The organism is Natronosalvus vescus, assembly GCF_023973145.1.
In the GTDB taxonomy this organism is placed as follows: Archaea; Halobacteriota; Halobacteria; order Halobacteriales; family Natrialbaceae; genus Natronosalvus; species Natronosalvus vescus.
The window spans coordinates 3,799,328-3,825,048 of sequence record NZ_CP099546.1; the positions used below are offsets into that span (position 1 = coordinate 3,799,328).

Annotated in this window: 24 protein-coding genes and 1 tRNA gene; 17 read left to right on the plus strand and 8 right to left on the minus strand. The window is 61.0% G+C overall.

Annotation, left to right across the window (positions count from 1 at the left end):
• Positions 1-79 precede the first annotated feature (79 nt).
• Both dnaK and NGM68_RS17965 read right to left on the minus strand, forming a co-directional pair.
• Complete coding sequence (dnaK, locus tag NGM68_RS17960; protein ID WP_252699589.1) at positions 80-1,990, minus strand: molecular chaperone DnaK; 1,911 nt, start codon at positions 1,988-1,990, stop codon at positions 80-82.
• Between the two features lie 168 nt (positions 1,991-2,158).
• Positions 2,159-2,824, minus strand: coding sequence for an MBL fold metallo-hydrolase (locus tag NGM68_RS17965; protein ID WP_252699590.1), 666 nt, complete (start codon positions 2,822-2,824; stop codon positions 2,159-2,161).
• Between the two features lie 127 nt (positions 2,825-2,951).
• On the opposite strand from NGM68_RS17965, the gene NGM68_RS17970 reads away from it, so the two are divergent.
• Together NGM68_RS17970 and NGM68_RS17975 are read left to right on the plus strand one after the other, a co-directional pair.
• Positions 2,952-3,611 (plus strand): helix-turn-helix domain-containing protein, encoded by a 660-nt coding sequence (locus NGM68_RS17970; protein WP_252699591.1) that lies wholly within the window; start codon positions 2,952-2,954, stop codon positions 3,609-3,611.
• Between the two features lie 77 nt (positions 3,612-3,688).
• Entirely contained in the window at positions 3,689-4,084 is a 396-nt protein-coding gene (locus tag NGM68_RS17975) for a DUF7344 domain-containing protein (RefSeq protein WP_252699592.1), read from the plus strand.
• A 177-nt stretch (positions 4,085-4,261) separates the two neighbouring features.
• On the opposite strand, the gene ddfA is transcribed toward NGM68_RS17975, so the two are convergent.
• Positions 4,262-4,570: a DdfA family disk-determining factor gene (gene ddfA, locus NGM68_RS17980; RefSeq protein WP_311136044.1), complete on the minus strand. Its 309-nt coding sequence runs from the start codon at positions 4,568-4,570 to the stop codon at positions 4,262-4,264.
• A gap of 367 nt (positions 4,571-4,937) precedes the next feature.
• Between ddfA and NGM68_RS17985 the strand changes: the two genes are divergently transcribed.
• Positions 4,938-5,603: a DUF7344 domain-containing protein gene (locus NGM68_RS17985; RefSeq protein ID WP_252699593.1), complete on the plus strand. Its 666-nt coding sequence runs from the start codon at positions 4,938-4,940 to the stop codon at positions 5,601-5,603.
• Between the two features lie 93 nt (positions 5,604-5,696).
• Here NGM68_RS17985 and NGM68_RS17990 read toward each other — a convergent pair whose 3' ends face one another.
• Entirely contained in the window at positions 5,697-5,972 is a 276-nt protein-coding gene (locus NGM68_RS17990; RefSeq protein WP_252699594.1) for a PadR family transcriptional regulator, read from the minus strand.
• Positions 5,973-6,692: 720 nt separating this feature from the next.
• Here NGM68_RS17990 and NGM68_RS17995 point away from each other — a divergent pair.
• The 3 genes from NGM68_RS17995 (at position 6,693) to NGM68_RS18005 (ending at position 12,559) form a co-directional block, all read left to right on the plus strand.
• On the plus strand, positions 6,693-8,156 hold the full coding sequence (locus NGM68_RS17995; RefSeq protein WP_252699595.1) for a flippase: 1,464 nt from the start codon (positions 6,693-6,695) through the stop codon (positions 8,154-8,156).
• Between the two features lie 149 nt (positions 8,157-8,305).
• Complete coding sequence (locus tag NGM68_RS18000; protein ID WP_252699596.1) at positions 8,306-10,177, plus strand: class I SAM-dependent methyltransferase; 1,872 nt, start codon at positions 8,306-8,308, stop codon at positions 10,175-10,177.
• A gap of 210 nt (positions 10,178-10,387) precedes the next feature.
• Complete coding sequence (locus NGM68_RS18005; RefSeq protein ID WP_252699597.1) at positions 10,388-12,559, plus strand: hypothetical protein; 2,172 nt, start codon at positions 10,388-10,390, stop codon at positions 12,557-12,559.
• A 241-nt stretch (positions 12,560-12,800) separates the two neighbouring features.
• Here the strand turns inward: NGM68_RS18005 and NGM68_RS18010 are convergent.
• A tRNA-Lys gene (locus NGM68_RS18010) sits at positions 12,801-12,874 on the minus strand.
• A gap of 160 nt (positions 12,875-13,034) precedes the next feature.
• Here NGM68_RS18010 and NGM68_RS18015 point away from each other — a divergent pair.
• Positions 13,035-14,486, plus strand: a complete 1,452-nt coding sequence (locus NGM68_RS18015; RefSeq protein WP_252699598.1) for a DHH family phosphoesterase — start codon at positions 13,035-13,037, stop codon at positions 14,484-14,486.
• A gap of 87 nt (positions 14,487-14,573) precedes the next feature.
• On the opposite strand, the gene NGM68_RS18020 is transcribed toward NGM68_RS18015, so the two are convergent.
• Positions 14,574-14,867: a PRC-barrel domain-containing protein gene (locus NGM68_RS18020; RefSeq protein ID WP_252699599.1), complete on the minus strand. Its 294-nt coding sequence runs from the start codon at positions 14,865-14,867 to the stop codon at positions 14,574-14,576.
• Positions 14,868-15,037: 170 nt separating this feature from the next.
• On the opposite strand from NGM68_RS18020, the gene NGM68_RS18025 reads away from it, so the two are divergent.
• A complete protein-coding gene (locus NGM68_RS18025) occupies positions 15,038-15,715 on the plus strand; it encodes an HD domain-containing protein (RefSeq protein ID WP_252701457.1) in 678 nt (225 codons plus the stop codon).
• 94 nt (positions 15,716-15,809) lie between these two features.
• On the opposite strand, the gene NGM68_RS18030 is transcribed toward NGM68_RS18025, so the two are convergent.
• On the minus strand, positions 15,810-16,907 hold the full coding sequence (locus tag NGM68_RS18030) for a phosphotransferase family protein (RefSeq protein ID WP_252699600.1): 1,098 nt from the start codon (positions 16,905-16,907) through the stop codon (positions 15,810-15,812).
• Between the two features lie 133 nt (positions 16,908-17,040).
• Here NGM68_RS18030 and NGM68_RS18035 point away from each other — a divergent pair, with 133 nt between their 5' ends.
• Both NGM68_RS18035 and NGM68_RS18040 read left to right on the plus strand, forming a co-directional pair.
• Positions 17,041-17,730, plus strand: coding sequence for a cyclase family protein (locus tag NGM68_RS18035; protein ID WP_252699601.1), 690 nt, complete (start codon positions 17,041-17,043; stop codon positions 17,728-17,730).
• A gap of 92 nt (positions 17,731-17,822) precedes the next feature.
• Positions 17,823-18,212 (plus strand): hypothetical protein, encoded by a 390-nt coding sequence (locus NGM68_RS18040; RefSeq protein WP_252699602.1) that lies wholly within the window; start codon positions 17,823-17,825, stop codon positions 18,210-18,212.
• A gap of 224 nt (positions 18,213-18,436) precedes the next feature.
• Here NGM68_RS18040 and NGM68_RS18045 read toward each other — a convergent pair whose 3' ends face one another.
• Complete coding sequence (locus NGM68_RS18045) at positions 18,437-18,832, minus strand: hypothetical protein (protein WP_252699603.1); 396 nt, start codon at positions 18,830-18,832, stop codon at positions 18,437-18,439.
• A gap of 126 nt (positions 18,833-18,958) precedes the next feature.
• Between NGM68_RS18045 and NGM68_RS18050 the strand changes: the two genes are divergently transcribed.
• The 7 genes from NGM68_RS18050 (at position 18,959) to NGM68_RS18080 (ending at position 25,666) form a co-directional block, all read left to right on the plus strand.
• On the plus strand, positions 18,959-19,867 hold the full coding sequence (locus NGM68_RS18050) for an ABC transporter ATP-binding protein (protein WP_252699604.1): 909 nt from the start codon (positions 18,959-18,961) through the stop codon (positions 19,865-19,867).
• Positions 19,860-20,648, plus strand: coding sequence for an ABC transporter permease subunit (locus tag NGM68_RS18055; RefSeq protein ID WP_252699605.1), 789 nt, complete (start codon positions 19,860-19,862; stop codon positions 20,646-20,648). The genes NGM68_RS18050 and NGM68_RS18055 overlap by 8 nt, the downstream gene beginning before the upstream one ends.
• Before the next feature lie 158 nt (positions 20,649-20,806).
• Positions 20,807-21,358 (plus strand): peptide-methionine (S)-S-oxide reductase MsrA, encoded by a 552-nt coding sequence (msrA, locus tag NGM68_RS18060; RefSeq protein ID WP_252699606.1) that lies wholly within the window; start codon positions 20,807-20,809, stop codon positions 21,356-21,358.
• Positions 21,359-21,543: 185 nt separating this feature from the next.
• Complete coding sequence (locus NGM68_RS18065) at positions 21,544-22,299, plus strand: helix-turn-helix transcriptional regulator (RefSeq protein ID WP_252699607.1); 756 nt, start codon at positions 21,544-21,546, stop codon at positions 22,297-22,299.
• Positions 22,300-22,591: 292 nt separating this feature from the next.
• Positions 22,592-23,299: a cob(I)yrinic acid a,c-diamide adenosyltransferase gene (locus tag NGM68_RS18070; protein WP_252699608.1), complete on the plus strand. Its 708-nt coding sequence runs from the start codon at positions 22,592-22,594 to the stop codon at positions 23,297-23,299.
• 145 nt (positions 23,300-23,444) lie between these two features.
• A complete protein-coding gene (locus NGM68_RS18075; protein WP_252699609.1) occupies positions 23,445-24,209 on the plus strand; it encodes an ABC transporter ATP-binding protein in 765 nt (254 codons plus the stop codon).
• Positions 24,206-25,666 carry a hypothetical protein gene (locus NGM68_RS18080; protein ID WP_252699610.1) on the plus strand — a complete coding sequence of 487 codons (1,461 nt, stop codon included), beginning with the start codon at positions 24,206-24,208 and terminating at the stop codon, positions 25,664-25,666. The genes NGM68_RS18075 and NGM68_RS18080 overlap by 4 nt, the downstream gene beginning before the upstream one ends.
• Positions 25,667-25,721 lie beyond the last annotated feature (55 nt).

The following is a 25,721-nucleotide window of genomic DNA, read 5'->3' on the forward strand; positions in this document are numbered from 1 at the left end:
GACCTGACTCGATACCACTTGCTCGCGAGGTATCTCGAGCGGTGTCGAACGAATCAGTGAGCAACGAGGCAGCGGCGGACTACTCGTCCTCGTCCTCTTCGACGTCTTCGAAGTCAGCGTCGACGAACTCCTCGCCCTCGTCGTCACCCGCCGGGCCAGCGCCTGGGCCAGGGTTGGGGCCGTCGCCCATGTCTGCGCCAGCGCCAGCACCAGCACCGGCACCAGCGCCGCCAGCACCCGCTGCGGCGGCTTCCTGGTAAATCTGCTTGCCGATTTCCTGCAACTCGTTGCTCAGCTCTTTGGTCGCGGCTTCGATGTCCTCGGCCTCGGCGTCCGAATCGTCGATCGTCGCCTCGAGTTCGTCGACGGCGGCCTCGATGTCCTCGCGCAGCTCGTCGTCGACCTCGTCGTTCTCCTCGAGGAGCGTCTCAGCGCGCTGGATCGTCGCCTCAGCCGTGTTCCGCGCTTCGATGCGGTCACGACGCTGCTTGTCCTCTTCGGCGTGCTCCTCGGCTTCGCGCTGCATGCGCTCGATTTCGGCGTCCGACAGTCCGGCACCACCCTCGATGGTGATCTCCTCGCTGGTGCCGGTTCCTTTGTCCTCGGCGCTCACGTTCACGATCCCGTTCTCGTCGATGGAGAACGTGACCTCGATCTGGGGCGTTCCGGCCGGCGCTGGCGGGATGCCGGTCAGGTGGAACTCGCCCAGCAACTCGTTTTTGTTGGCGAGTTCGCGCTCGCCCTGGAAGACTCGTACCTGGACGGAGGTCTGGTTGTCCGCCGCGGTGGTGAAAATCTTCGACTCTTCGGTCGGAATCGTGGTGTTCTTCTCGATCAAGCGCTCGAACAGGCCACCTTTGACCTCGATCCCGAGACTGAGCGGCGTGACGTCCAGCAGGACGATGTCGTCGACTTCGCCGCCGAGAACGCCACCCTGAATCGCTGCACCCAGCGCCACAGCCTCGTCGGGGTTGACGTTCTTCTGGGGTGCCTCTCCGATGAGTTCCTCGACCTGTTCCCCGACCTGGGGCATCCGGGTCGATCCACCGACGAGAATGACTTCGTCGATGTCGTCTTTGCCGTAGCCTGCGTCCTCGAGCGCCTGTTCGGTCGGTTCGACGGTTCGCCCGATCAGATCCGACGTCAGGGATTCGAACTTCGCGCGCGTGAGCGATTTCTCGAGGTGGATTGGGCCGTCGTCGGTGGCCGTGATGAACGGCAGGTTGATCTCTGTCTCCTTGCGCGAGGAGAGTTCGATCTTGGCTTCTTCGGCGGCGTCTTTGAGTCGCTGGAGGGCTTGTCGGTCGTCGCGCAGATCCATGCCGTGTTCGGCCTCGAACTCCTCGGCCAGCCAGTCGATAATCGCGTGGTCCCAGTCGTCGCCACCGAGGTCGTTGTCCCCGTTGGTCGCGACGACTTCGTAGACGCCGCCACCCAGGTCGAGGATAGAGACGTCGAACGTCCCGCCACCGAGGTCGTAGACGAGCACGGTCTGATCGGAGTCGTCGTCGAGGCCGTAGGCCATCGAGGCCGCTGTCGGCTCGTTGATGATCCGCTCGACTTCGAAGCCGGCGATCTCGCCCGCGTCTTTGGTCGCCTGGCGCTGTTTGTCCGAGAAGTACGCCGGCACCGTGATCACGGCCTTCTCGACGTCGTCACCCAGGTAGTCCTCGGCGTCGCGTTTGATCTTCTGGAGGATCATCGCCGAAATCTGCTGTGGCGTGTACTCCTCGTCGTCGATCTCGACGGTGTAATCGTCCTCGCCCATGTGGCGCTTGATCGAGGCGATCGTCTTCTCCGGGTTCTGGATCGCCTGATTCTTCGCCGGCTTCCCGACGAGGCGCTCGTCGTCGTCCGTAAAGGCGACGACGGAGGGTGTCGTTCGATCGCCTTCCGCGTTGACGATGATCTCCGGGTCACCGCCTTCCATCACCGCGAAGGCGCTGTTCGTCGTCCCAAGGTCGATTCCGAGAATCTTGTTACTCGCCATCTACTACCCCTATTGTGCGCACTTTGTTTTAAAGGTTACTACACCGGCCGAGGTGACGAATATAATTCAGATTCGGACGGTCGTTGTGACCCGTCGAGCACGGCTCGAGGCGATTACGCACCGTGATTTGACACCGAGAAATGAAGTTCTCTGCTGGCCGGTCGGATCTCAGAACAACTCGACGGCTATTCCGTCCGCCTCGAGTTCCGTTTTGAACGCCTCGGCATCAGTTTCGATCGGGTCGAACGTATCGTAGTGAACCGGCAGGACTAACTCCGGTTCGACAGCCCGGGCGAAGGCCGCTGCCTCGTGGCGATCCATCGTATAGTGGCCGCCGATCGGCGGGATGAACACGTCGGCTGAAACGGACTCGTGATGGGGCAGAAAGTCCGTATCCGATGGGAAGTAGACGGACGTCCCGCCCATCGTCAGAAGGAGGCCGATCACTTCGCCCTCGGCGTGGAACGGATTTCCGTCGTCGTCGACGTGTGCTCCGTCCGGGTCGTTGTAGGCTGGCACGGTACGGACATCAATCCCCGAAACGGTCACCGCTCCGTCCTGGGGAAGATCGACGACGTCACCCTCGAGAGTGGTGGAATCAACGGCCTCGTATACCGCGACGGTCGTCTCTGCTGTCGAGACGGCCGCAATGGCTTCGGGGTCGTAGTGATCGAAATCGTCGTGGGTAACGAAGACGATGTCCGCCGCCGTCGGGTCGTCCTGAAGGACGTCCGACCAGGGATCGATGTAGACGACCGTTCCGTCCCCGGCTTCGATGCGAACGCTGGCGTGACCGAGTCGCTCGAACGCGAGTTGGTTGTGCGTGATTGCCATGCTCGAATAGACTGTTCACGCGATTCGTCTTAGACCCCACCGTGCCGATACCACTGATTGCCCATGTCTCGTCGCTCGAGGTTGTCAAGGGCAACCCCTACATACGTGGCTGGTCTGTCACAATTCAATGAGTGTTATCCTCGAGTTCACCGTCGACAACGAGCAGTTCTTACTTGGACGGGTACTGTCCGGCGCACCGCCGATGCAAATCCAGCTCGAACGTATCGTCCCGACAGGCGACACTGTTATACCCTTCCTGTGGGCGACCGGAGACGACTTCGAGACCTTCGAGCGAACGGTGTTTGATCACCCACACGTTGAAGATTTCGTCGCCATCGACAACGTAGAGAACAGCACCCTCTATCGTGGCGTGTGGGTCGACAACCACGACAATCTAATCCAGGGAATTGGGGACGTTGACGGCACGATTCTCGAGGGGCGGAGTGCCGATGGGCAGTGGGAGTTCCACCTTCGATTGCTCGACCACGATAAACTCTCGCAGTTCTACAACTATTGTTCTGACCACGGGATCAGTATCCACATTGTTCGGACATTTACACTAACTGAACGAACGGAGAGCGTCAAGCAGTTCGATCTCTCGGAAGAACAGCGGGAGGCGCTTATCCTGGGTCTTCGTGAAGGATATTTCGACACACCGAGCCGAGTCGATCTGGACGAACTCGCCGATGAACTCGGCATCTCCCAGCAGGCGCTCTCGAATCGAATCCGCCGGGGGACACAATCCGTTCTCACAGAAGCCCTTCTCTCGTCGCCAGACACCGACTGACCTCGGATCACTTAACTGCATTGTTCAAACAACGTCTACACTTTACAGGAGTGGTATATTACCCTCTTGCAAGAACGATGGCTAACGACAATCGTGCACCCCCCGGCGGAATCAATTCCATAGATCGGTTGTTCTCGGCCCTCTCAACGGAATGTGCGCTCCACACCGTGCACTACTTCAGGGAAACATCCGAACAGGTTTCTTCACTGGAGGATCTTGCCGATTACGTGGCTAGCCGTAACGGTGAAACAACCCCCAGTGACCCGGAGGACGCCGCCATTCGTCTGTATCACTGTACCCTCCCGATGCTGACCAAAGTAGGAATCGTGGACTACGACCGGCGACAGCAAACCGTCAGGTACAGAGAACATCGGGCAGTGGAGGAGTACCTGTCGTGTCTGGAGGAAGCCGACGAGAACGTGCCGCTGCAAACGGTGTTGTCGAACGTCTCCGCAATCTCACTCGAGGAGTAATACGACCGCATAGCAGGCTTTCTTCGTTCGGTTTTCTTATCGGCGGCGTGAGAAACTCGTCCCTTCCCGCCGTTCGCCGATCCTGGCTGGACTATCGGCGGTAAATTGTTACAACATCTCCTACGAGATGGTGTCCCCGGCACCACACGCCCTCACGCTCGTTCGCAAAATACAACCTCAGTCTTCCAAACCGGGGTCGAGACGAACGTCACCGTCTCCGTCGACGACGACTTCGTATCCGGCGTACTGAAAGGTAACCCGCTGTACGGTTGTAATGGGTCGAGAGGCAAATAGCGCGTTCAACGCGTCCGGATCAATGGCGCTGGACAACGGTGGCAACTCGAGCGGATCAGTTCCAGTTGCCGCAGCTATTTCAGCGACTACGGCGACCACCGGCGAGTTCGTGGACGATCGATCCCACGTGGTCGAGAGTGTCGTCGACGGTGAAGAGTCGTAAGTCTTGACAATAGGAATATCTTTTGACACGTCAGTTGCTGTCTCGATCAGGGATAAAAAGCTTTCCAAAACAGCCCAGGTTATGGATCATCGATCAGAGTCGATCGAGGCGTTGGATAATGGCTGTCCGTTCATCGCGAACGAACGTCGTTACCCAGTAAACACGGTTTTCCGCGGCCAGTAAACACAGTATGCATCAGCCACAGGCAAGTAACTGGAGACGGTGGAACGGTAAGTGGCGTATACAGACCAGCAACAGCGATAGAATCTCCGTGCCGCCGGGAATCATTTCGGTAATCACAACCGTCGGTTAAGCTGAAGTTTCTGGACAACTGGATCAATTTCAAGTTATTTTGGGAGTACCCTTATCGACGTTCTGTCGTAAGTCTTGGTTACGATGACAGACGGAATCGGCGAGACGGACGGTCGCCATCAACGGACGATTTACCAAGCACTGAGTCACCACCGGCGACGACAGATCCTCGACGTCGTTGTCACGTGCAACCACTCGATCACCGACACCGAACTAGCCGAACGAGTTCTCGAGGGATGCTCATCCACGGACGACTCGATCCAGCGCCTGCTCGTCGATCTCCGTCACGTACACCTGCCCATTCTCGACGACGTGGGTCTTCTCGAGTGGGAGCGAGCGAACAACACGCTCACACTGACCGAACAGCTCTCAGAATCGACGTTGACGTCGCTTCTCGAGGCGGCCGACGCGCTCGGCGACGAGCAACTTGCTCTCGTCACCCACTCCCGGCGACGGCGAGTTCTCTCGACTACTCGAGAACGATCATCGCCGGTTTCCATCTCAGAACTGGTGGACGATCTCCTCGAGGCTGAGCATGACGGTTCCGAAGCGGCGAACACACCTGCGCGTCGTCGGGAGCTACGCCTCTCACTCGCTCACACCCACCTTCCACGCCTCGACGACGCAGACTTCCTCGCGTTCGATCCGGCAGATGACACCGTTACGTTCGACGGCCACGACGATGGAAGCACGACGCAATTGACTGCGAAGCACTCGCGAGTATTATTCACCGCACCGTCTCTCACGTGAGACAGAAGCGTTCGACCGGATCGACAGGAACGGTGCTCGAGGCTCGAGAACCCGAGGTCAGGAGTAGTCTATCAGACTCTACACAGATAGACTCTAGACATCGACGTACTGCGCTTCCCACGTTCGACGGTCGTCGATTTGTCCCCGGCCAGCATCAGTGATGGCGTAATAGTTCGTCCGGCGATCGAGTTGCCCTTTCTCGACGAGTTCTCTGTTGACCAACGTGTCCAGGTTCGGGTAGAGCCGCCCGTGATTGATGTCGCTGCTGTAGTACTGTTCGATCTCTGTTTTGACCTCCTGTCCGGAGGGTCGGTCGGCACCAGCGATTACGTACAACAGGTCTCGTTGAAACCCTGTGAGGTCGTGCATGATACTGAACTGGGCCACCTATCGAGTAATTGTAATAAATAGCATACACACCAATTCCCATTCGTTGTCAGTCCCTACTGCTCGAGGATCGAGAATGACAGGTTGTGACTGCTCCCACGACTAAAGTCGCGGGCTTTCTCCTGAATCCTGTGTACCGGCGTCAGTCGTGAACCTGTCAGTGGATGCCCCTCTGCTGTCGAAGTGGCGGAAGCGTGGCAATCGTGTTCGGGTTCAGCGTCCCTGACGTCAGCGTACACTGACAGAGTGCGCCTCCACTCGAAGACGTCTGCCCCGAGTGGAGTCGGTTCAAGAACTTGGAAGCGATGTTCTGACTCGCAGTGTGAAAGACGGCCAGGCACGTTTTACACCACGGCCGAGGTCCGCTCGTTCGTGACTCCACTCGGCGTCCGAGCGGTATGTCGTCACTTCTTGCCGAGGTTCTCGGGTTGGTGACCGCCTACGCTGTCGGCGAAAACAGAACCCGGGGGTAGTCGTGGCATTACCTTACCGGGTGAGGACAATATCTTCGTCTGGGTACCATCAGGTGACCGTGACACTCGACGTATCGAACAGGTGCCGGATTGCGAGACGACGATCGCCAAGTTCTCTAGCGGCGATTGCGTGGTTGGAACCGGCCCGGCCCGCCCGAAATAGACGCCTGGTCGGACGCGAGCAGGGCTGGGGATGGTACCGAGAATCTGACCAGCGAGGTGAGCTGCCGTGACCACACTCGAGGAAATCGTATCGCGATTCAAAATCGAATTCGTCGCCCAGTTCGTCGCCGTCGGTGCTGGGGGGCTATTGCTCGTGTTACTCGCTCGATTGCTCGAGCCGGCCGAGTACGGCCTGCTGTTTCTCGCGATTGCCGTCTTTGGCGTCCTCGGCGTCGTCAGTAAGCTCGGCATCGCGAAGTCCGGAGCCAGGTACGTCGCCGAGTACAAAGAACGAGATCCGAGCCAGCTCCCCCACATTCTCCGCACCTGCCTCCTCTACAATCTGGCGACGATCGGCATCGTCGTCGTCGCACTTGCCGTCGGCCACCAACTCATCGCAGACGCCCTCGGCGAGCCGGCACTGGCTCCGCTGTTGGTGCTCGGGATCGGTTACGTCGTCGTCGAATCGCTCAAGGTGTACGTCCGGCTCGTTCTCCAAGGATTCGAATCCATTCAGTTCGCCGGAACGATCTATGCACTCGATCAGGCGAGCCGGCTGGTGTTCGCCGTTACCTTCGTCTTGCTCGGGTTCGGCGCGCTAGGTGCATTAGCGGGTTACATCCTCAGCTTCACGCTCGCGGCCGGCATCGGCTTGATCGTCATCTACGTTCACCACTACCGGCCTCATCGTGGCGAGGGGGCTGTCGAACCGGGACTGCGACGCCGGATCGCCGAGTACACCGCGCCCCTCACCGCGACGAGTACGGCGAACGTCCTCGACAAGCAAATCGACACCGTCCTCGTCGGGTTCTTTCTCACCCCCGTCGCCGTCTCGTACTACGTCCTCAGCAAACAGATCGTCCACTTCGTCGAAACGCCGGTGAAGGCGCTCGGATTTACCATCTCGCCGACGTTCGGTGCGGAGAAAGCCAGCGGCAATTCGGCTCACGCGGCGAGAATCTACGAACAGGCCCTGATCCACACGCTCTTGCTCTACATCCCGATCGCCGTGGGACTCGTCCTGGTCGCCCGGCCGACAATCGCGTTGATCTTCGGCAGCGAGTATCTCGAGGCGGTGGTCGTCCTCCAGGTGCTTTCGGCGTACATCGTCCTCCAGTCGATCACGACGCTCACGAGCAACAGTCTCGATTACCTCGGCCGCGCCAAATCGCGGGCGATCGTCAAGGGGGTCACCGCCGTGATGAACGTCGTCCTAAACGTCATCCTGATCCCCAGGCTGGGCGTCGTGGGCGCGGCCGTCGCGACCGTCATCACCTACTCGCTGTACACCGTGGCGAACGTGGTGATCATCCACCAGGAATTTCCATTGCAACTCGGCCGCGTCGCTCGTTCGATCGGACAGATCGTAACGATAACGGGCGTGATGGCTGCCGTCGTGTACATCGTTCGCGATGCGGTTCACGGATTCGTCTCGCTGTTTAGCGTCGTCGCCCTCGGCGTCGTCGTCTGGGCGGTTCTCGCCATCGCGACTGGCTTGCTTTCCAGACAAAAACTGACTTCGATAGCATGAGTGACTCACCGTCGTCCACATCCGTCCACGACCCTTCAACCGAGGTATCGATCCCGTATCACTGCCCGCACTGTGATCAGCGGCTCACACGAGACGCCCTCGCCTGTCCGGCGTCGAACTGTCGCGGTGGCGGCACCTGGCATAAGTCCGTGGCCAGTTTTATCGAGGATTCCGGGCCCGTCGACGCGTTCGGGCAGGATCTCGAGACGGTCGCGATGGCGTTCGAACAGGAGCCGACTCGAGACGCCGTCGGTTCTGCTATCGGCGGCCAGTCCATCTCATCTGAGCTCCGGTCGGAGCTGTTCGACGTCACCCGAGAGAGCTGGCGGGTTCTCACCAGTCGGCATATTGGCGGCCAGTGTCTCGAACTAGGCGCTGGCCTCGGGCGTCGATCGATGCTCCTGGCCGAGCAGGCCGACACCGTCCACGCGGTCGATCCTTCGCTGACGAAACTCCGAATTCTCGAGGCGCGGACGGATTACGATAGCGCCTCGCGCGTTCAGTCGGTTCACGCGACCCTCGACCGGCTGCCGTTCCCGGACGGGACGTTCGATACGATCGTCGCCGATACGACGGGATCATCGGGGCCAGCTCCCGTCGACCGTCTCGAACGGTTTCGAAATCTGCTCGACGACGACGGGAACCTCCTGTTTTTCGCTGACGGATGGAGTCGCCGGCTCGGGTTCAGTCAATTGCTCGGGCTCGAGTCCGACGATCGTCGGGACGGCGGTGTGACGGGGATAGAATCGTCCATTCGCGTGGGAACGCCCGCACGATATGCGTCGCTCGCGCGCGAGGCCGGGTTCGATTCGGTCTCCGTCTACGCACTCTTTCCGAGCGCGAGCAACCCGCTGTTCGTCTTCGACGTCGGCCACGACGACGCCATCCGGACGATGATCGATCTCCTCGAGGGAGAAACCACCGATGGCCTCAAATCCTTGCTCATGCGGCTTGGGCTCTCTACTGCCGTCTCGAGCGGAGTATTCGAACGGGCGTTGCCCAGTTATCTGATCGCGTGTTCGACTGGCGACCCGCCGGCTTCGGATCCGTTCGCGTTCGAACAGCCGCTGGTCATTTCGGGTCGGGCTCGATCGGTCGTCCTCGATACGCCCGACGGCTCAGTTCGCCGAGCATGGAAGGTCCCCAATCGGAAGGGCCACGCCCCGCTCACCGAACGGGAGCACTCGGTACTGTCAATGTTGAACGGAAGCGATCAGCGAATCGGACAGACGATCCCGAAAGGCGAGCGACGACGGACGCCGTTCGGCCTTGCCCGCGTCGAAGAGCCCGTCTCCGGCACTCGACTGGCCGACTCGTTCGACGGCAGCGTGGACTCCTTCGAGTACGTCCTCCGACAGGGGTTCGAGTGGCTCATCAACTTCCAGCGAACTTACGGGAGCGACCCGGTCGTCTGGTCGCCCGAGTTCGTTCGCGATCAGCTTCGCTTCGAACCGGCCGGGGTCTACCCACCCGCAGTCGAGGAGCCGGTGTCACTTTTCACCACTCCAGTTCACGGCGATTTTATCGCACAGAACATCCTCGAAGCGGACGGGCGGGTGTCGGGCGTCATCGACTGGGAGTACAGTGCACCCGAGGCGAATCCGATTATCGATGCCGGCTTTCTCGTCCTCAACACACTGACGTTCCTCGGCGGGGATCCGCGTGCGGCCTACCGAACGCTCGTTTGCGACCCCGACGACGAGTACGCACGGGTGGCTCGACGATGGATCGAACGATACTGCGACGCAGTGGACGTTCCCGTCCGAACGTTCTCCCTGTTTCTCCCGGCGGCCTATCTCCACCGTCTCGAACTCGACTGGCGATTCGACGCGGTTAGCACCTACACCGACAAAATGGCCGCCAGAGCGGAACTGGTCGAGTACTTCCACCAGCGCTGGTCGGAACGAGAATCGACCGGACTCACAGCGCCACCTGTGGGCGACGATCAGCGAAAATGGCTCCCGACCAGCAAGCCGGACACAGACCCGGACGAGTACGGGGGATCCATCGTTAACGATTGATTACCCGCGTTGTTGATGACGGGAGTAACTGACACGCTAGCATCATAGTATTGGTGGAAGCGCAACCATCTCGAAATCATATGAGTTCAAATACTGTGTTAATATATGGATCATTTTTTAGTAGATGGTCAGGAATCCATGAGTGTTCGATGCATTTATTCAGTATATGCCGATAGACTTATGATCCAATACCTTCAGTGATCGTACTGCATGGCACGCGAACAGGCGGATTCAGACCGAGAGACATCTGTAGATCCGGATTCTGGACGAGTTGAACAATCGACAAAACATACCCTCAAGCGCCGATCCTACCTGACCCTCGCCGGAGCGGTCATTGGCGGCGGTGCTATCGCCGGTAGTGCGAGTGCGAGCGAAGACTACGACGTGATCACGCTCAGCCGCAACGAGCGTCGCGTGGTCCGAGTCGGCGACAACGAGACGTTCGAAAACGTCATCTTCGATCAGACAGCATCCGGCGCTGCAGCCGTACTGGTCGCCCACGGGACGAACTGGACGGTTCGAAACGTTGGCTGGCGCGGGCCGATCTCGGGCGAGAACCGGGCGTTCACCTGCTCCGATCGGGGTGGGAACACGTCCGTCGCGGAGAACCTCTACATCGGCGATGGCGTAGTTCGAGACTCCGCCTCCGACCGATACGATCCGAGCCTGGGGATCTGGGTCTCCCCAAAACACTCCGGGCACATCGACTTCCGAAACATCTACATCGAGGGCGCACTCGACAACGCGTTCTACTGCTCCGCGCCGGGGTACACCGGTGCGGGCGGCACCGTCCACATCGATAACTGTTACACGAAAGACAACGACATCTCCCACTACCGGATCTCCTCGAGCGGCGACAAAGTGACGAACTGTGTCGCGGTCAACACCAGCGGCTACAACGGTCGCGGCGTCTGGGCGTGGGGTCCTGGACCGGTCGAACTGGAGAACTGTCACCTCGACGCCGGCTCTCGGAATTACGCGATCGTCGCGGGTTCGGGCAACAGCGGTGGGTGTGACATCGACTGTACCGACGTCCAGTACAACACCGACTTCAACGGCGGGATTCGCGATGGATACGGTTCGACGGTCTCGTTCAATGGTAATTCCGGAACGAATCCGCGAGACTTCGTCCCCGAGGGGGTTCCAACCTCACCCGAAGAGGCTGCAGCCGGTATCTCGTCCGGTTCCGGGAGTCTGGAACCCAGCGAGCCCGAAGGTGACGTTCTGCGAATGGAAGGCGCCGGTTCGTATTCCTTCGAGACCGATGGCACGGTCGAACCGTCGTCCGCGCTTTCCCGGTACCTCACCGAGGGCGAAGCCCACGGCGACGACTGGGCCGACTGGTACCTCACTGGGTCGTGGACGGAGTGGCACGTCACCGGCGACTTCACGACCTTCGAGGTCGACACGTACGAGGATCTCGATCTCGATCTCACGTTCTACCTCAACGGCGACGAGGTCGAACCAGCGGAGTTGGGCGTTAGCGGGCTCGAGAAACGCCACGATGACGACTCGAGCGAGTCGATCCTCCGAATGGAGGGGGCCGGCGACTACGCCTTCGAGACCGACGGCTCGGTCGAGCCGAGCCCCGAGCTGGCACAGTACCTCACCGAAGGCGAATCCTACGGTGACGACTGGGCGGACTGGTACCTCACTGGATCGTGGACGGAGTGGCACGTCACCGGCGACTTCACCTCCTTCCAGGTCAGTGAGAACGAAGACGGCAACCTCGACCTGACGTTCTACCTCGACGGCGAGGCGATCGATCCCGAGGAACTGGGTGTGACCGGCCTCGAGGACGGCGGCTCGAGCGAGTCGATCCTCCGAATGGAGGGGGCCGGCGACTACGCCTTCGAGACCGACGGCTCGGTCGAGCCGAGCCCCGAGCTGGCACAGTACCTCACCGAGGGCGAGTCCTACGGCGACGACTGGGCGGACTGGTATCTCACTGGTTCGTGGACGGAGTGGCACGTCACCGGCGATTTCACCACCTTCCAGGTCGCTGCGAACGAAGACGGCAACCTCGACCTGACGTTCTACCTCGACGGCGAAGCGACCGATCCCGAAGAGTTGGGCGTTAGTGGGCTCGAGAACGACGGCACCGGCGCCGACTCGAGCGATTCGATCCTCCGAATGGAGGGGTCGGCGGACTACTACTTGGAAACCGACGGCTCGGTCGAACCCGACCCGAATCTGGCACAGTACGTTACCGAGGGCGAGGCCTACGGCGAGAACTGGGCGGACTGGTACCTGACCGATTCCTGGACGCAGTGGAAGGTCTGCGGCGAGTTCACCGCGTTTGAACTGAGCGACGTCGACGGACAGGCCCCCGACGTGACGGTCACCCTCGACGGCGAGGAAGTCGACCCGTCGTCTCTCTGAATCCCACACCGTTTTGCACTCGAGTCGAGTCGTGTGACTCACAGTTTCCGAATCTTCGACCACCTCGATCCGAACAGAAGAATGAGGAGCGGGCCGGTTCCGTTCCCTGTCCCTCACGGAAATGTCCGCGTCAGCAAAGCGGGCCGGGCGCGATTTGAACACACGGTCGGAGCAAAGCTCCTCCCTGCGATTCAAATCGCGTAATGGCCGCTTCGCTCGTCACGTCCGTTCCTCGCAGAAGCGGGCCGGGCGCGATTTGAACACGCGACCGTCTGATTAAGAGTCAGACGCTCTGCCTAACTGAGCTACCGGCCCTGTACCCCGGACTTTTTCCCCGCTGGTAAAATAGGTTTCCTTTGAACACCGTTATGCCACGTATCGACACTCTAAAACGGCGGTCACAAATTCGACGTGCAACGGAAACCGTAACGGTCTTCGGGAACGTTAAGTACAGTCGGTTCAACCAGACTGTCACATGAGTACGGGGGTTACGATCTCGTCGATCTCTGACTACGCGATTCTCGGCTGTGGCAGCGTCGGGTACGCCGTCGCCGAAGAACTCGTCGATCAGGGGAAAGACGTCCTGATCATCGACCGCGACGAAAGCCGCGTCGAATCCCTCCGCGATCAGGATCTCGACGCCAGAACCGCCGACATCCGCGAACCCGAGGCCGCCGAGCTCGTCGCCGACCGCTCGGTCGTCCTCATCCTCGCCTCCGATGTCGAAGCGAACAAACAGGCCGTCGAGCGCATCCGCGACACCAACGGTGACCGCGATCAGTTCATCGTCGCGCGCGCGAGCGACCCCGTTTCGGGTGACGAGCTCTCGGATCTCGGCGCGGACATCGTCATCAACCCCTCGACCGTCATCGCCGACTCCGCCCTCCGGGCGCTCGAGTCCGGCGAACTCGAGCACAACGCCGCGACGCTCGCGGACATCGTCGAGGAAACGAGCGGCCGACTGGCGATCGTCACCCAGCCCAGCCCAGATCCGGACTCGATCGCGAGCGGGGCCGCCCTGCAGGCGATCGCATCCCATCTGGGCGTCGAATCCGATATCGTCTACCTCGGCGATATCGGTCACCAGGAAAACCGAGCGTTCGTCAACTTACTCGGGATCGAACTCCTGCAGTGGGACGACGTCGAGGAACCGTCGATCTACGATACCGTCGCGCTCGTCGATCACGCCACCACCGAGGAGATGGAACTCGAGGTCGACATTCTGATCGATCACTACGAACCCGACGAGGAGTTCGAACCGCGCTTTACGGACATTCGACCCAACATGTCCTCGACGTCGACGATCATGACGAAGTACATCCAGGAGTTCGACATGAACGTCTCCGAGGAGGTCGCCACGGCCCTCCTCTACGGCATTCGCGCCGAAACCCTGGATTTCAAGCGCGACACGACCCCAGCAGATCTCACCGCCGCCGCGTACTTGTATCCCTTCGCGAACCACGACACGCTCGAGCAGGTCGAATCGCCGTCGATGTCGCCGGAGACACTCGACGTGCTCGCCGAGGCCATCGCAAACCGTGACGTCTCGGGGAGTCACCTGGTCTCCAACGCGGGATTCGTCCGCGACCGGGAGGCACTGATGCAGGCCGCGAGTCACCTGTTGAATCTCGAGGGCGTCACGACGACGGCCGTGTTCGGGATCGCCGAGGAAACGATATTCCTCGCGGCGCGCTCGAAGGACATTCGAATGAACATCGGGAGTGTGCTGGCCGATGCCTACGGCGAAATCGGAGATACGGCGGGCCATTCCACCCAGGCTAGCGCGGAGATTCCGCTCGGGATCTTTACGGGCATCGACATCTCCGACGACACGCGCGAGACGCTCCTCATGCTCGCCGAGGAAGCGGTGAAGCGAACCCTGTTCGACGCGATGGGCGTCGAAGGCGAGGGGTCGAACGGCAGCTAAACCGGCTACTGGATCGTTGTCGTGACGTATCGCCGACCGCCGACGACAACGTCGACGATCGGTAACCACCTGTTACGAAAGCCCTCCTCAGGCGACGATCTCTTCTTCTTCCTCGTCCGGTTCCTTGACCCGCTCGACGACGTCGGTGACGAGGATCACGTCACCGACCGCGCGAACCCACCGGTACGGGACGATGACGCCGCGTGCGGTGGTCACGTCGTTGCCGAAGAGAGTGTAGTTGAGATTGCCGAGCGCTAATCCGGTGACCGCTTCGCCACCGACGTTCAGTCTGAGGTCTTCGACTTCGCCGACGAAGACGCCATTGTTCGAGTAGACCTCGCGGCCGACGAGCGAGGTGATCTCCTGTGGTGTGTCGTCCATAGTACCGACCATGTATGGCTCACTCTTAATTGTTAGTCAGACGGTCGCGGTTCGCCATGGATGTCGACCTACCGGTGGCGGGTCGGTGTGTGGGTCCAAGCCGCCATCGCAGCGCCGTCCCAGTACCGAACGACTTTGGAAGCCGCCTCGAATGTGCGGGTATGACCTCGCTGCTCGAGCAAATCCGCCCGATCGCTCGATCGTATTTCGACGGCGACGTCGCGCCAGCACACGACTGGCACCACGTCGAGCGCGTCGAAACGAACGCTCGTCGACTCGTCGTCGAACTCACATCCAACCAACCGACCCACGACGTCGACGAACAGGTGCTGTATTCTGCCGTCCTCCTCCACGATATCGGTCGGCCGGGCGAAGAACAGGGCGTCGTCGACGATCACGCAGAGTGGGGTGCCCAGGAAGCCTCAGCCGTTCTCGAAGCGTTCGACCTCACCGATGGAACGGTCGACGAAATCGCCCACTGCATCCGTGCACACCGATTTTCGAACGACGTCGAACCACAGTCGATCGAGGCTCGCCTGTTGTCGGACGCAGATAATCTCGACGCCCTCGGTGCGATCGGGATCGCCCGCGTATTTTCCTACGGCGGCGAACGTGGCACGACGATCTACGATCCCTCGTGTCCACCCGCCGAAGACGACTCGCGTGCCGGCGAGACCAGCGTCAATCACTTCCACAAGAAGATCCGCCTGCTTCCCGAGCGGATGTATACCCAAGCGGGCCGTGCGCTCGCTGATGATCGGCTGGCGGTCGTCGACGCGTACCTGGAGTCACTCGCGGACGAGATCGGAGCCGAAGAATCGGAGGCAGTTTTCCTTCTTCACCAGTAACTCGAGGCGCTGGTTCTCGAGTCTCTGTTCGAGGCGAGAACGCGGAACGATACCAACCACCTCTCGTCCGCCGGGATCTGGCTCGTCTCCGGTATCAAATACAATCGGCAGGTGATCGCTCGAGAAGCGTCCGAACGTCCGCCCTGATGTACTCTCTCACCGTTTTTTCGGCATCTTCGGGTACGTCCAGGTGGTGGAAGTCGTTCATGATGCGAACCATCGCCATCGCCGCATAGAGCGGCCTGGGGGTCGAGACCGCTTCGGCGCGATCCGGCGCGACGGATCGATACCCCGCGCGCATCTCCTCGCGAACGAGCGACCGTCGGTCGGGAACGTCCGGTACCCCCGCGAGGAAGGCACCGCTGTAGAGGTAAACGGCGAACTCGAAGTCGTAGGCTGCCGGCACGGCGAGGGTGTACCCCCAGTCGAGTACGGCGGTGATCTCGCCCGTGTCGGGGTCGATCAGGAGATTGTGCAACCCGTGGTCGTTACGTCCGAGGACGGGATCAAACGGCCCCTCCAGGGCCTCGACCCCCGCTTCGAACCACCGGGCCAGGTCGGGCGTAAGCGCGGAAAGTCCCGAGTCGACGTGGCGCTCGAGCGCGCGGTCGACCCGTTCCTGGAAGTACGTCGACCATGCTGCCCGGGGTTCCCCGACGGTCAGGGTTGCCGGGTCGCCATCGGGTTGCTCACCGCGTAGCTGCGGGCCGTCGTAACGGACGTGGCCGAAAGCGTCGACTGCCGGCACTGAGTGCAATTCGGCCAGGTACTGTCCGGTTTCCCTGGCAAGCCGTCCGAGCGCGTCGTCATCGAGTCGACCGACCCGCTCGTAGGCGACGTCTTCGCCGGGGAGCGCGTGCATGAGGTACGCCGGGGTCGGGAGCGTCTCGTGGTCGTCGACGACGCCGACGACCTCGGGGACGGGAATCGACGTGTGAGTCGCGAGAACCGCCTGGAGCCGGGCCTCGCTCGGAATCGCCCAGGGACGCCCGTCCGGTGATGCCTTTACGTACAGCGTTCGGGTCGTTTCGCCGTCGACCGTTTCCCCGTTAGCCGTCTCGACCCGGTAGACCGAGCAAAATCCCCGTTCGGCGGGCCTCGCCTCACGAACCGTCCACGTCGGTTCGATAGAACGGACGATGGCCTCGAGGTCGGATCTCGAGAGCGTTCTTGCTTCCGGGACGTCGTCCATATGGCAGATGACTCACGTGATCCCCTAAAGGTGCGGGTGCTGTCGGGTGCCACGTCGCGCTCGCGGGCAGGTAGCGTCAACCCGTAGCTATAGGGATCGGGCACGCCGATATCGATCCGACCCGAGACTCACCATGAGCCACTACGACCTCTCGCATCCGCTCGAGACCGGGATCACGGGCTATCCCGACGATCCGCCGGTCAATATCGACCGAGTCGCAACGGTGGCCAACGATGGATACGCCGTCTCGACCCTCGCGTTCGGCTCTCACGCAGGAACTCACATCGACGCTCCAGCACACATGCAAGCGGACGGCCCGACGCTCGACGACTTCGATCTCGAGACCTTCCAGTTTCGCGCCGTCGTGGCCGACTGTCGACCGCTCGAGGCCCGCGAAGCGATCGACGGGGGCGACCTCGAGGCCGCCGTGGACACCGAGATGGCCGGTGTCGATCTCTGCATCTGTCGAACGGGTTGGGACGCCCACTGGGGAACCGACCGATATCTCGAGCACCCGTCTCTGACCGCCGACGCCGCCGACTGGTTGCTCGAACGTGGCCTCCACGTCGGCATTGACGCGTTAAACGTCGATCCGACGTCGACGTCGGCGTCGACGTCGACCGAATCTGCGAGCGACACAGCCGACGAACCGACGGATTACCCGTTCCACCGGGCAATGTTCGCCGACGACCGACTCCTCCTCGAGAACCTCCGGGGGCTCGAGGTGCTCCCGCCGAATCGATCGTTCGACGTCCACGCCTATCCGCTCTCTGTCGCGAACGCGGACGCCGCGCCGGTTCGAGCAGTTGCCGTCCTCGAGTGAGACGCCCGATGCGCGTCGATTCGTCAAACCGGTACAGCCACTGTAACACCCATCACGGAACGCTTTTCTCCCGCTCGTCCCATCGTTTCGCCATGATTCCGTCGTCGGTTCTCGTCACAGTCGTCGGACTCGCGGTGATCGGACTCATCGCCGCCTTCGTCTACCGCGACGCGACCCGCCTCGAGTTTCAGCGACCGTGGCTGTGGGCTGCCTTCGTCGCGACCACGATGCTCTCGGGGCTCGTTCTGTACGTTGCCGTCGAGACGGTGCCGGTTCCCGGACTACTGGTGATCGTGCTCGTCGGCATCGTGTTCTACCTGTTCGAGCGGGACGACGCCATCCACGGTGACGACGAGGCAGACCCACACGAACTGCCGGTTCAGCCAGGGTCGGATGGCGACTCGAGGGCGCCACTGGAGCGCACTGACGATGATCCTGAACCGACCGCATCCGGATCGAGAACGGACGCTGACGAGCGTTGAGCAACTCGAGTCACAGTGTGTAACCCGAGTTTTCGGGCATCCCGCGCCGGTGACCCCTTCGATCGCGACAGAATCGGTGTACCGAATCAAGAGAATGGATGCAGCAGAGTGATCGGCTTCGTTTCGATTCAGATGTGCTAATTCAGCCGCCTGGGAAACGTGCTAATCGGTCATGCGATGATATCGGGCATTCAGACATTCCCAGACAAGATCACTCCGCAGCATCAATCGTCGTCCTCACCGCGGAGCAACACGACCGTCAGCACGAACGCAGAGATTCCAAGTATCCGTGTCATCGGGATCACCCACGATTTCACGGTGATGTCGTCTGGATTCTTGTAAGCGAGCGACAACCCAAAATCCAGGTACTGACGCGGGACGACCGCTGCGGCTGATCCTAACAGGCCAAATACTACGCCTACGACACCCGAGAGGAATCCAGTCCGGCGTACGAGGAGGAGAAGGTACCCGATCCCTTCGAGGCGGGCCATCGGGATGGTCCACCCGCGGAGTATGGCGTCCTCTGGGTTCTCGAACGCTACGGTCTCAGCAGTTTTGACGATTCTGCGTGGAATCGACACCATGAGAAGAGCGATAACCGCCAGCAGCGTTCGGAGCATACTGACCCTTCCCAGGCCATCGAAATAAGCGTTTATTGGCGACCAGAAGTCACAACAGGCCTCAGTCAACACGGCCGATACTCCTCATACCCGAGTTATTATCCGTTCTACGGACGTGTCGGATCTATGGCGCCGATAGCGGTTCACGATCTCTCGAAGTATTACGGCGATATACGAGGGATCGACGACCTTTCGTTTACGGTGAAAGAGGGCGAGGTGTTCGGATTTCTCGGGCCGAACGGGGCAGGCAAGACGACGACGATCCGGACGTTGCTCGGGCTGATGTCACCAACGTCCGGCTCGGCCACGGTGCTCGGGGCGGACATCCAGAACGAGTCCGAACTCATCGAGGCGAGACGGAACATCGGCTACTTGCCCGACCACCTCGGGTTCGACGAGGAGATGACGGGCGCTCAAATCCTCGCGTATCACGCCGCCGTCAAGGGTGATGCTCGCCGAGACGAGCTGGTGAAGCTATTTACACCGCCGCTCGACCGCCCCGTGAGAGGCTACTCCAGTGGTAACAAGCGAATGCTCGGGATTATCCAGGCGTTCATGCACGATCCGGATCTCGTGATTCTCGACGAGCCGACGTCCGGGCTGGATCCGCTCAAACAGGAGCAGTTCAACGAATTCATTCGCGAAGAGCGAGCGCAGGGCACGACGATTTTCTTCTCGTCGCACATTTTGAGCGAAGTCAGACAGATCTGCGACCGCATCGGTATCGTTCGGGACGGGACACTGGTCGAACTCGAGGAAGTCGAAACGTTGCTCAAGCGCAGCGGAAAACGCGTTCGGGTGCAAACGACACCGGACGGACGGGACGCGCTCGCCGCGCTCGAGGGCGTCGTCGACGTTCACCAGTTCGACGAACGGATGCAATTCATTTACACCGGTGAATACAACGAGCTGTTCCGCGTATTGTCGAACCACGACGTTCTCGAGGCCGACATCAGCGAGCCGCCACTCGAAGACATTTTCCTGCACTATTACGGCGAGGAACCGGACGACCCGGAAGGTGAGCTCGATGTTTGAGACGACGCGGTTCGAGGCCAGACGACGGCTCCGGGGAACCGGCATTCTGGCCGTCGGATTGAGCCTCTATTCGGCGTTCATCGTCTGGTACTTCACCGTCTGGGAGGGTGCTGATATCGAAGCGATGTTCGAGGAGGACGTGCCGCCGGCGATGATCGAGGCGTTCGGCATCGAGGCGCTCGGGACGATCGAAGGGTTCCTCGGCGGACAAATCTATACGTTCCTCTGGTTGCTCGGACTCGGGATCTACTTCGCGTACGCCGGAGCAGGCCTCGTTGCGAACGATATCGAACAGGGACGGATGGATATCCTCGGGGTGTTCCCGATTTCCCGGGCACGATTGCTCGGTGAGAAGTTCAGCGCGTTGCTCGTCCCGATGCTGGGATTGAATCTCGTCGTCGGAATCGTGATCTACGGCCTGGTGTTCGCCATCGGCGAGTCGATCGATCCCGTGCATCTGACGCTCGTACACGTGTTGTCGATCCCGTATTTCCTCGTCTGTGCGTCACTCGGGATGCTCCTCTCGGTCGTCGTGGATCGAGGGAGTATCGCGGAACGAGCCGCGATCGGCCTGCTCTTTCTGTTCTGGTTGGGGGAATCCGTCGTCAGTGGGTCGGGCGATTTCAGCTGGCTCGCCTACCTCAGCCCGACCCAGTACTACGAACCGACGCCGATCGTTATCGACGGCACGTTCGATCCGGTCGACTCGGTGATTCTCCTGGGTGCGTTCGTGGCGCTGCAGGCACTGGGTATCCTCTTGTTCAAGCGGCGGGATCTCTGAGACGAATCGGTGTAGGAGCACCGGTGAGTACCATTACGGGTCGACGATCACTGGTGATTCCCCGTCCGTGCCACCCACGGCGTCAGGTGTGGCCGCCTCGAGCACCGTTTCCGTGCGCTCCCGTCACATCTTTCCCCGCAGGCGACCTACCCACCGACATGGCACAGGCACGCGCAACGTTCGGCGGTGGCTGCTTCTGGTGTATCGAAGCCGCGTTCAAGGAACTCGAGGGAATCGAATCCGTGACGTCGGGCTACGCCGGCGGCCACGTCGACGACCCCAGCTACGAGGCCGTCTGCACCGGCGAAACGGGACACGCCGAAGTCGTCCAGCTCGCGTACGATCCACAGACTATCGGCTACGACGAACTTCTCGAGATCTTCTTTACGGTGCACGATCCGACGCAGCTGAACCGTCAGGGCCCCGACGTGGGGAGCCAGTACCGCTCAGCAATCTTCACTCACGACGACACCCAGCACGAACTCGCGACGGCGTTCATCGACGAACTCGAGGCTGCCGACGTCTACGACGACGGCGTCGTCACGGAGGTCGAGCCACTCGAGACGTTTTACCCGGCCGAGGAGTACCACCAGGACTACTTCGAGAAGAACCCGACCGACGCCTACTGTCGGATGCACGCCGCGCCGAAAATCGATAAGGTTCGGGAGCAATTTACCGATCGGGTGGCTGAACCCTCGACCCGGTCGTAGCCACGGTGAGACGTCCGTCTTCCTCAGACGCTAGTGGAGCTTACACCTTCCACGTCGACCGCCCCCACGAACCAGCGAAGGTACGCCACGCCCTCGAGAAGGTACTGACCTTACGGCGAAGCGGCAGAATATCGGCCGCGAGTTATTAGTATCTCTCCACGAACACGATAGATACGACCACGGCAATGGACGAGGTACTCACGACTCGCGACCGCCTGCTCGAAGCCCTCCTCGAGCAGCGCTACACGAAACCCGAACTCGTCGAGTCGCTCTCGATTTCTCGTTCGACGGTCGACCGCGGCATGGCAGCGTTGCTCGAGTCCGGCTGTGTTGACAAGCAGGGTTCCGACTATCGGGCGACAGAGAAGGGGCGACTCGCCATGGAGGCGCGAAATCGGTATCTGAATGATCTCGAGCACCTCGAGGCGGCTGAACCAATCCTCGAGCAGGTGTCGCTGGAATCGATCAGTATCGAGTTTCTCCGAAATGCGACGATCGACCTCCCCGACCAGCAGGCACCGTGGACGGCACTGAAGCCCAGCATGCGATTGATCTACGAGGCGCGATCGATCGAGGGAACGGCACCGACGGTCTTCGAGCAGTACTTCGACGATTTCGCCGCGTCGATCGACAACGGCGGGCTCTCGGCGGAACTCATTCTCGATGTTGCGCTGTTCGACGGGATGTCCGAAATCGAACGCACACGCCTCCGCGAGATTATCGACGCAGACGGTGGCCGACTACTGACGACGGAACTGTCGGATTCGTACGCGATCTGGATCGCCGAGAACGACGAGAGTGTCGTCGCCGGTATTACCGTCTACTCCGAGACAGGGCTCGTTGGCGTTGCACACTCCGACGACCCGGACGCAGTCGCGTGGGCTCGAACGGAGTATGCGAAGCGACGAGACGACGCCACCGTCGTCTGGGACTATTCCTAACAGGCGCACAGCAGATCACCGATTCGTTGCTGCTGTAGTCGGCGATTTGCACGGTGACACGGCTATACCTCTATTACGGGTCATTACCGAGCGGAATCGAATGTAATCGCCCGATTTCGCCCAGGAGTTCAGGCGTGGAAACCCACTATAGTAGCCACTGCAAGCCATTGCACACCTGATCGCCAGACGTATCGGCGATCAGTGTGTGAACCGTTTCAGTTGTTACGATAGCACCAACACCTTCAGTCGTTCAACGGGCGATTCATACCGACGGGGGTCGAGTGTCCGACTAATGACGTCCGCAGACGACTCGAGGGAACCGGACGAACCCGAGACCGTCCTCGAGAACACGCCCGGGGCCGGAAAGACGCCAACGGCACAGCCGATTACCCCAGGCACACCCGAGGAGTTCGGCCTCGTTCAGGTCTGGTGGGGAGATGGAAAAGGAAAAACGACGGCTGCCATGGGGATGGGGCTTCGCGCCGCCGGCAATGGGTTTCGCGTTCACATGCTCCAGTTCATGAAAGGCGGCGCATCGAGCGTCGAGGCGGTTCGGGGCGAGTACAACGCGATCGAGGCACTTCCGGGATTTAGCTACGAAAATCTCGGCCAGTACGGCTGGCACGGCATGGCCGACGGGAGCGACGAAGTCGATCACGAGCGGGAAGCCCAGGCTGGCCTCGAGCGAGCGCGTTCCCTGCTCGAGGGCGCCGATGACGCTGACCTCGAATCCCCGTTCGACCTCGAGGCCGATCCCGTCGACGGCGTGCACATGCTCATCCTCGACGAAATCCTGTACGCGGCTGACATGGGGCTCATCGACACCGAAAACGTTCTCGAGCTGGTTCGCTCGAAACCCGACGCTCTCGAACTCGTGTTGACCGGCAGCCACAGTGAGCCGACGTACGTGCTCGAGGCGGCGGATCTCGTGACCGAGGTGCGAAAGCAACGCCATCCGATCGATGCGGGCCAGCGAGCGCGACGCGGAACGGAGTACTGATCGCTCGCTCGACGGGGTGAACGGGTGGCGCAACCGGAGCGGCCAGCACGCTCACGAGTGACAAGTGGATAGCAAGGATGGCAACTGTCATCCCTGGCCACAATGGGCAGCACTGTTATTACACGACCGTACCCACACGCATTCGATGGCTGTACTACGGGCAACGAACCTCGAGAAGTCGTTTGGCTCCGTCGAGGTGCTCTCGGGACTGTCGTTCGAGGTTGGCGCGGGTGAACTCTTCGGCGTCCTCGGGCCGAACGGTGCCGGAAAGACGACGACGATCGCCATTCTCACCGGACAGCTCACGCCGGACGCCGGGGAAGCGTCCGTCTTCGGCACCGATCCGACGAGCGAACCGATTCGAACCCGTTCGCGGGTCGGAATTCTGCCCGAACAGCAGCCGCCGCCGAGCTTTCTCACCCCGCGAGAGTACCTCGAGTTCGTCGGCTCGATCCGGTCGATGGAACCCGAACTCGTCGACGACCGACTCGATACCTGGGCGACCCGGCTGGGATTCCGGGAAAAACTCGATACGCTCCACACCGACCTCTCACGAGGGCAACAACAGAAGGTGATGATTAGCCAGGCGTTCCTCCACGACCCCGACCTCGTCTTCATCGACGAGCCGCTGGTGAACCTCGATCCGCTGGCACAGGAACAGGTGACGGCGTTCCTTCGCCGGTACGTCGACCGGGGGAACACCATCGTCGTCTCGACGCACAACATCGACGTTGCGGAGGGAATATGTACGCGCGTGGGCATCGTCGTCGATGGCACCTGCCGCATCGTCAATCAGGGTACCGGCGAAGCAGTTGACCTTCGGAAGCACTTTCTCGAGGCCGTCGAGACCGACGACGACAGAGATGGGGCGTCGCTCGAGGCGACCGCTGCCAGTGCCGAGCACCGATGACGGGGCGCTTACACGCAAGACGAAACCGATTAGCTGGCCATCGAGACTGGATTCTCTTCTCCACCCTGCTCCGGGAGGAGTGGCGTCTGCACGTTTGCCTGTTCGGCGGCCGCCGATTCTACGTGTTTCCGCTCGCCGTCGCCCTTCTCGTTGGATTGGCGGCGACCGTCCTGACACACAGCGGCTACTCGAGTGGCCGGCTCTACGGCGGGCTGACCGTCACCGTGGTCGCCTTCGGCCTCTACAGCGGCACGGCTGCCTTCGCCGGTTCGGACATGCTCGAGAACGTGTTCGGCGAACTGTCACTCGTTCTCGGCACCTCGAGCACGCTCCCGCTCTCACGGCGTCGCCTCCTCGGCCACTTCCTGGTCAAAGACGCCCTCTTTTACGGACTCACGATCGTCGGCCCGCTCTCGCTCGCGGTCGTCCCGATCGAGGGACTCTCGGTGTGGACGCCACTGGCAGTCGTGATGGCGTGGCTGTCGCTCTTCGGGTTCTTCCTAGTCGGCATGGCAGTGACCGTCCTGCTCATCGCACTGGGAACCCGGGGCCTCTCGGCACGCTACGTCCTCGCTGGCGGCCTGATGGTCGCCGCAGGCTGGTGGCTCCTCGAGCCAGACGTCTCCGTTCCGTCAGCGACGGCGCTCACGGAACCGATCTGGGTGGTGCCGATCGTGTACGCGGTCGCCGTCGGCATCGGCGCGTTCGCGATGAAACTGTACGATCCGTCGTACACCACGCCACCGCGAACCTATCGCCGGCGGTTCCGTCGACTCGAGTCCCTGCCGGGGAGCGATCCACTCGTCGCGAAAACGCTCCTGGATCTCTCGCGCTCGAGTGGCGGGCTGTTCAAACCGATCGTATCGGCGGCGATCATCCTCGCAGTGATCGCGTTTCTGGTCGGGGTCGTTCGCGAACTGACCGGGATCGAACCGGCTCCCGGAATATTCTTCGGGAGCGTCCTTGGACTCTCGGCATTTACCACGTACAACTGGCTAACGCAGTTCGACGCCGTCGAATCGTACCTTCCGTATCCCGTCTCGGTCGAGGCCGTCTTTCGTGCGAAGCGGATCGCCTTCTTCCTGGTCGGCATACCGACGATGGCCGGGGCATACCTCGTCGCAATCGTCTGGTTCCAGCCGGCGATGCTGGACGCGTTCGTCGGATTCGTCCTCCTGATCGGGCTTGCCATCTACTACTACGGCCTCACGGTCTACATCGCCGGTTTCGACCCGAACGAGTTCCTGTTCGACGGCGTCCGCTTTCTGACGTTCACGATCGGCGTCACGATAGTGCTCCTGCCGACGCTGATCGTCGGCTTTGCCTCGAATCCGGTGACGGCCTCGAGCGGTGCCATCCTGGCTGGCGCTGGCGTCTTCGTTGGTGCTTGTGGGCGCTGGCTCGCGATCCGGGCCGGGAACCGCTGGGCTCGGCTGTACCGCGATGGATCCGTGTGAGCACGTCTCGGGCTTCGAGAGGCGTTCGGTGGTTGCCGTACGTTCCCGCATCGAC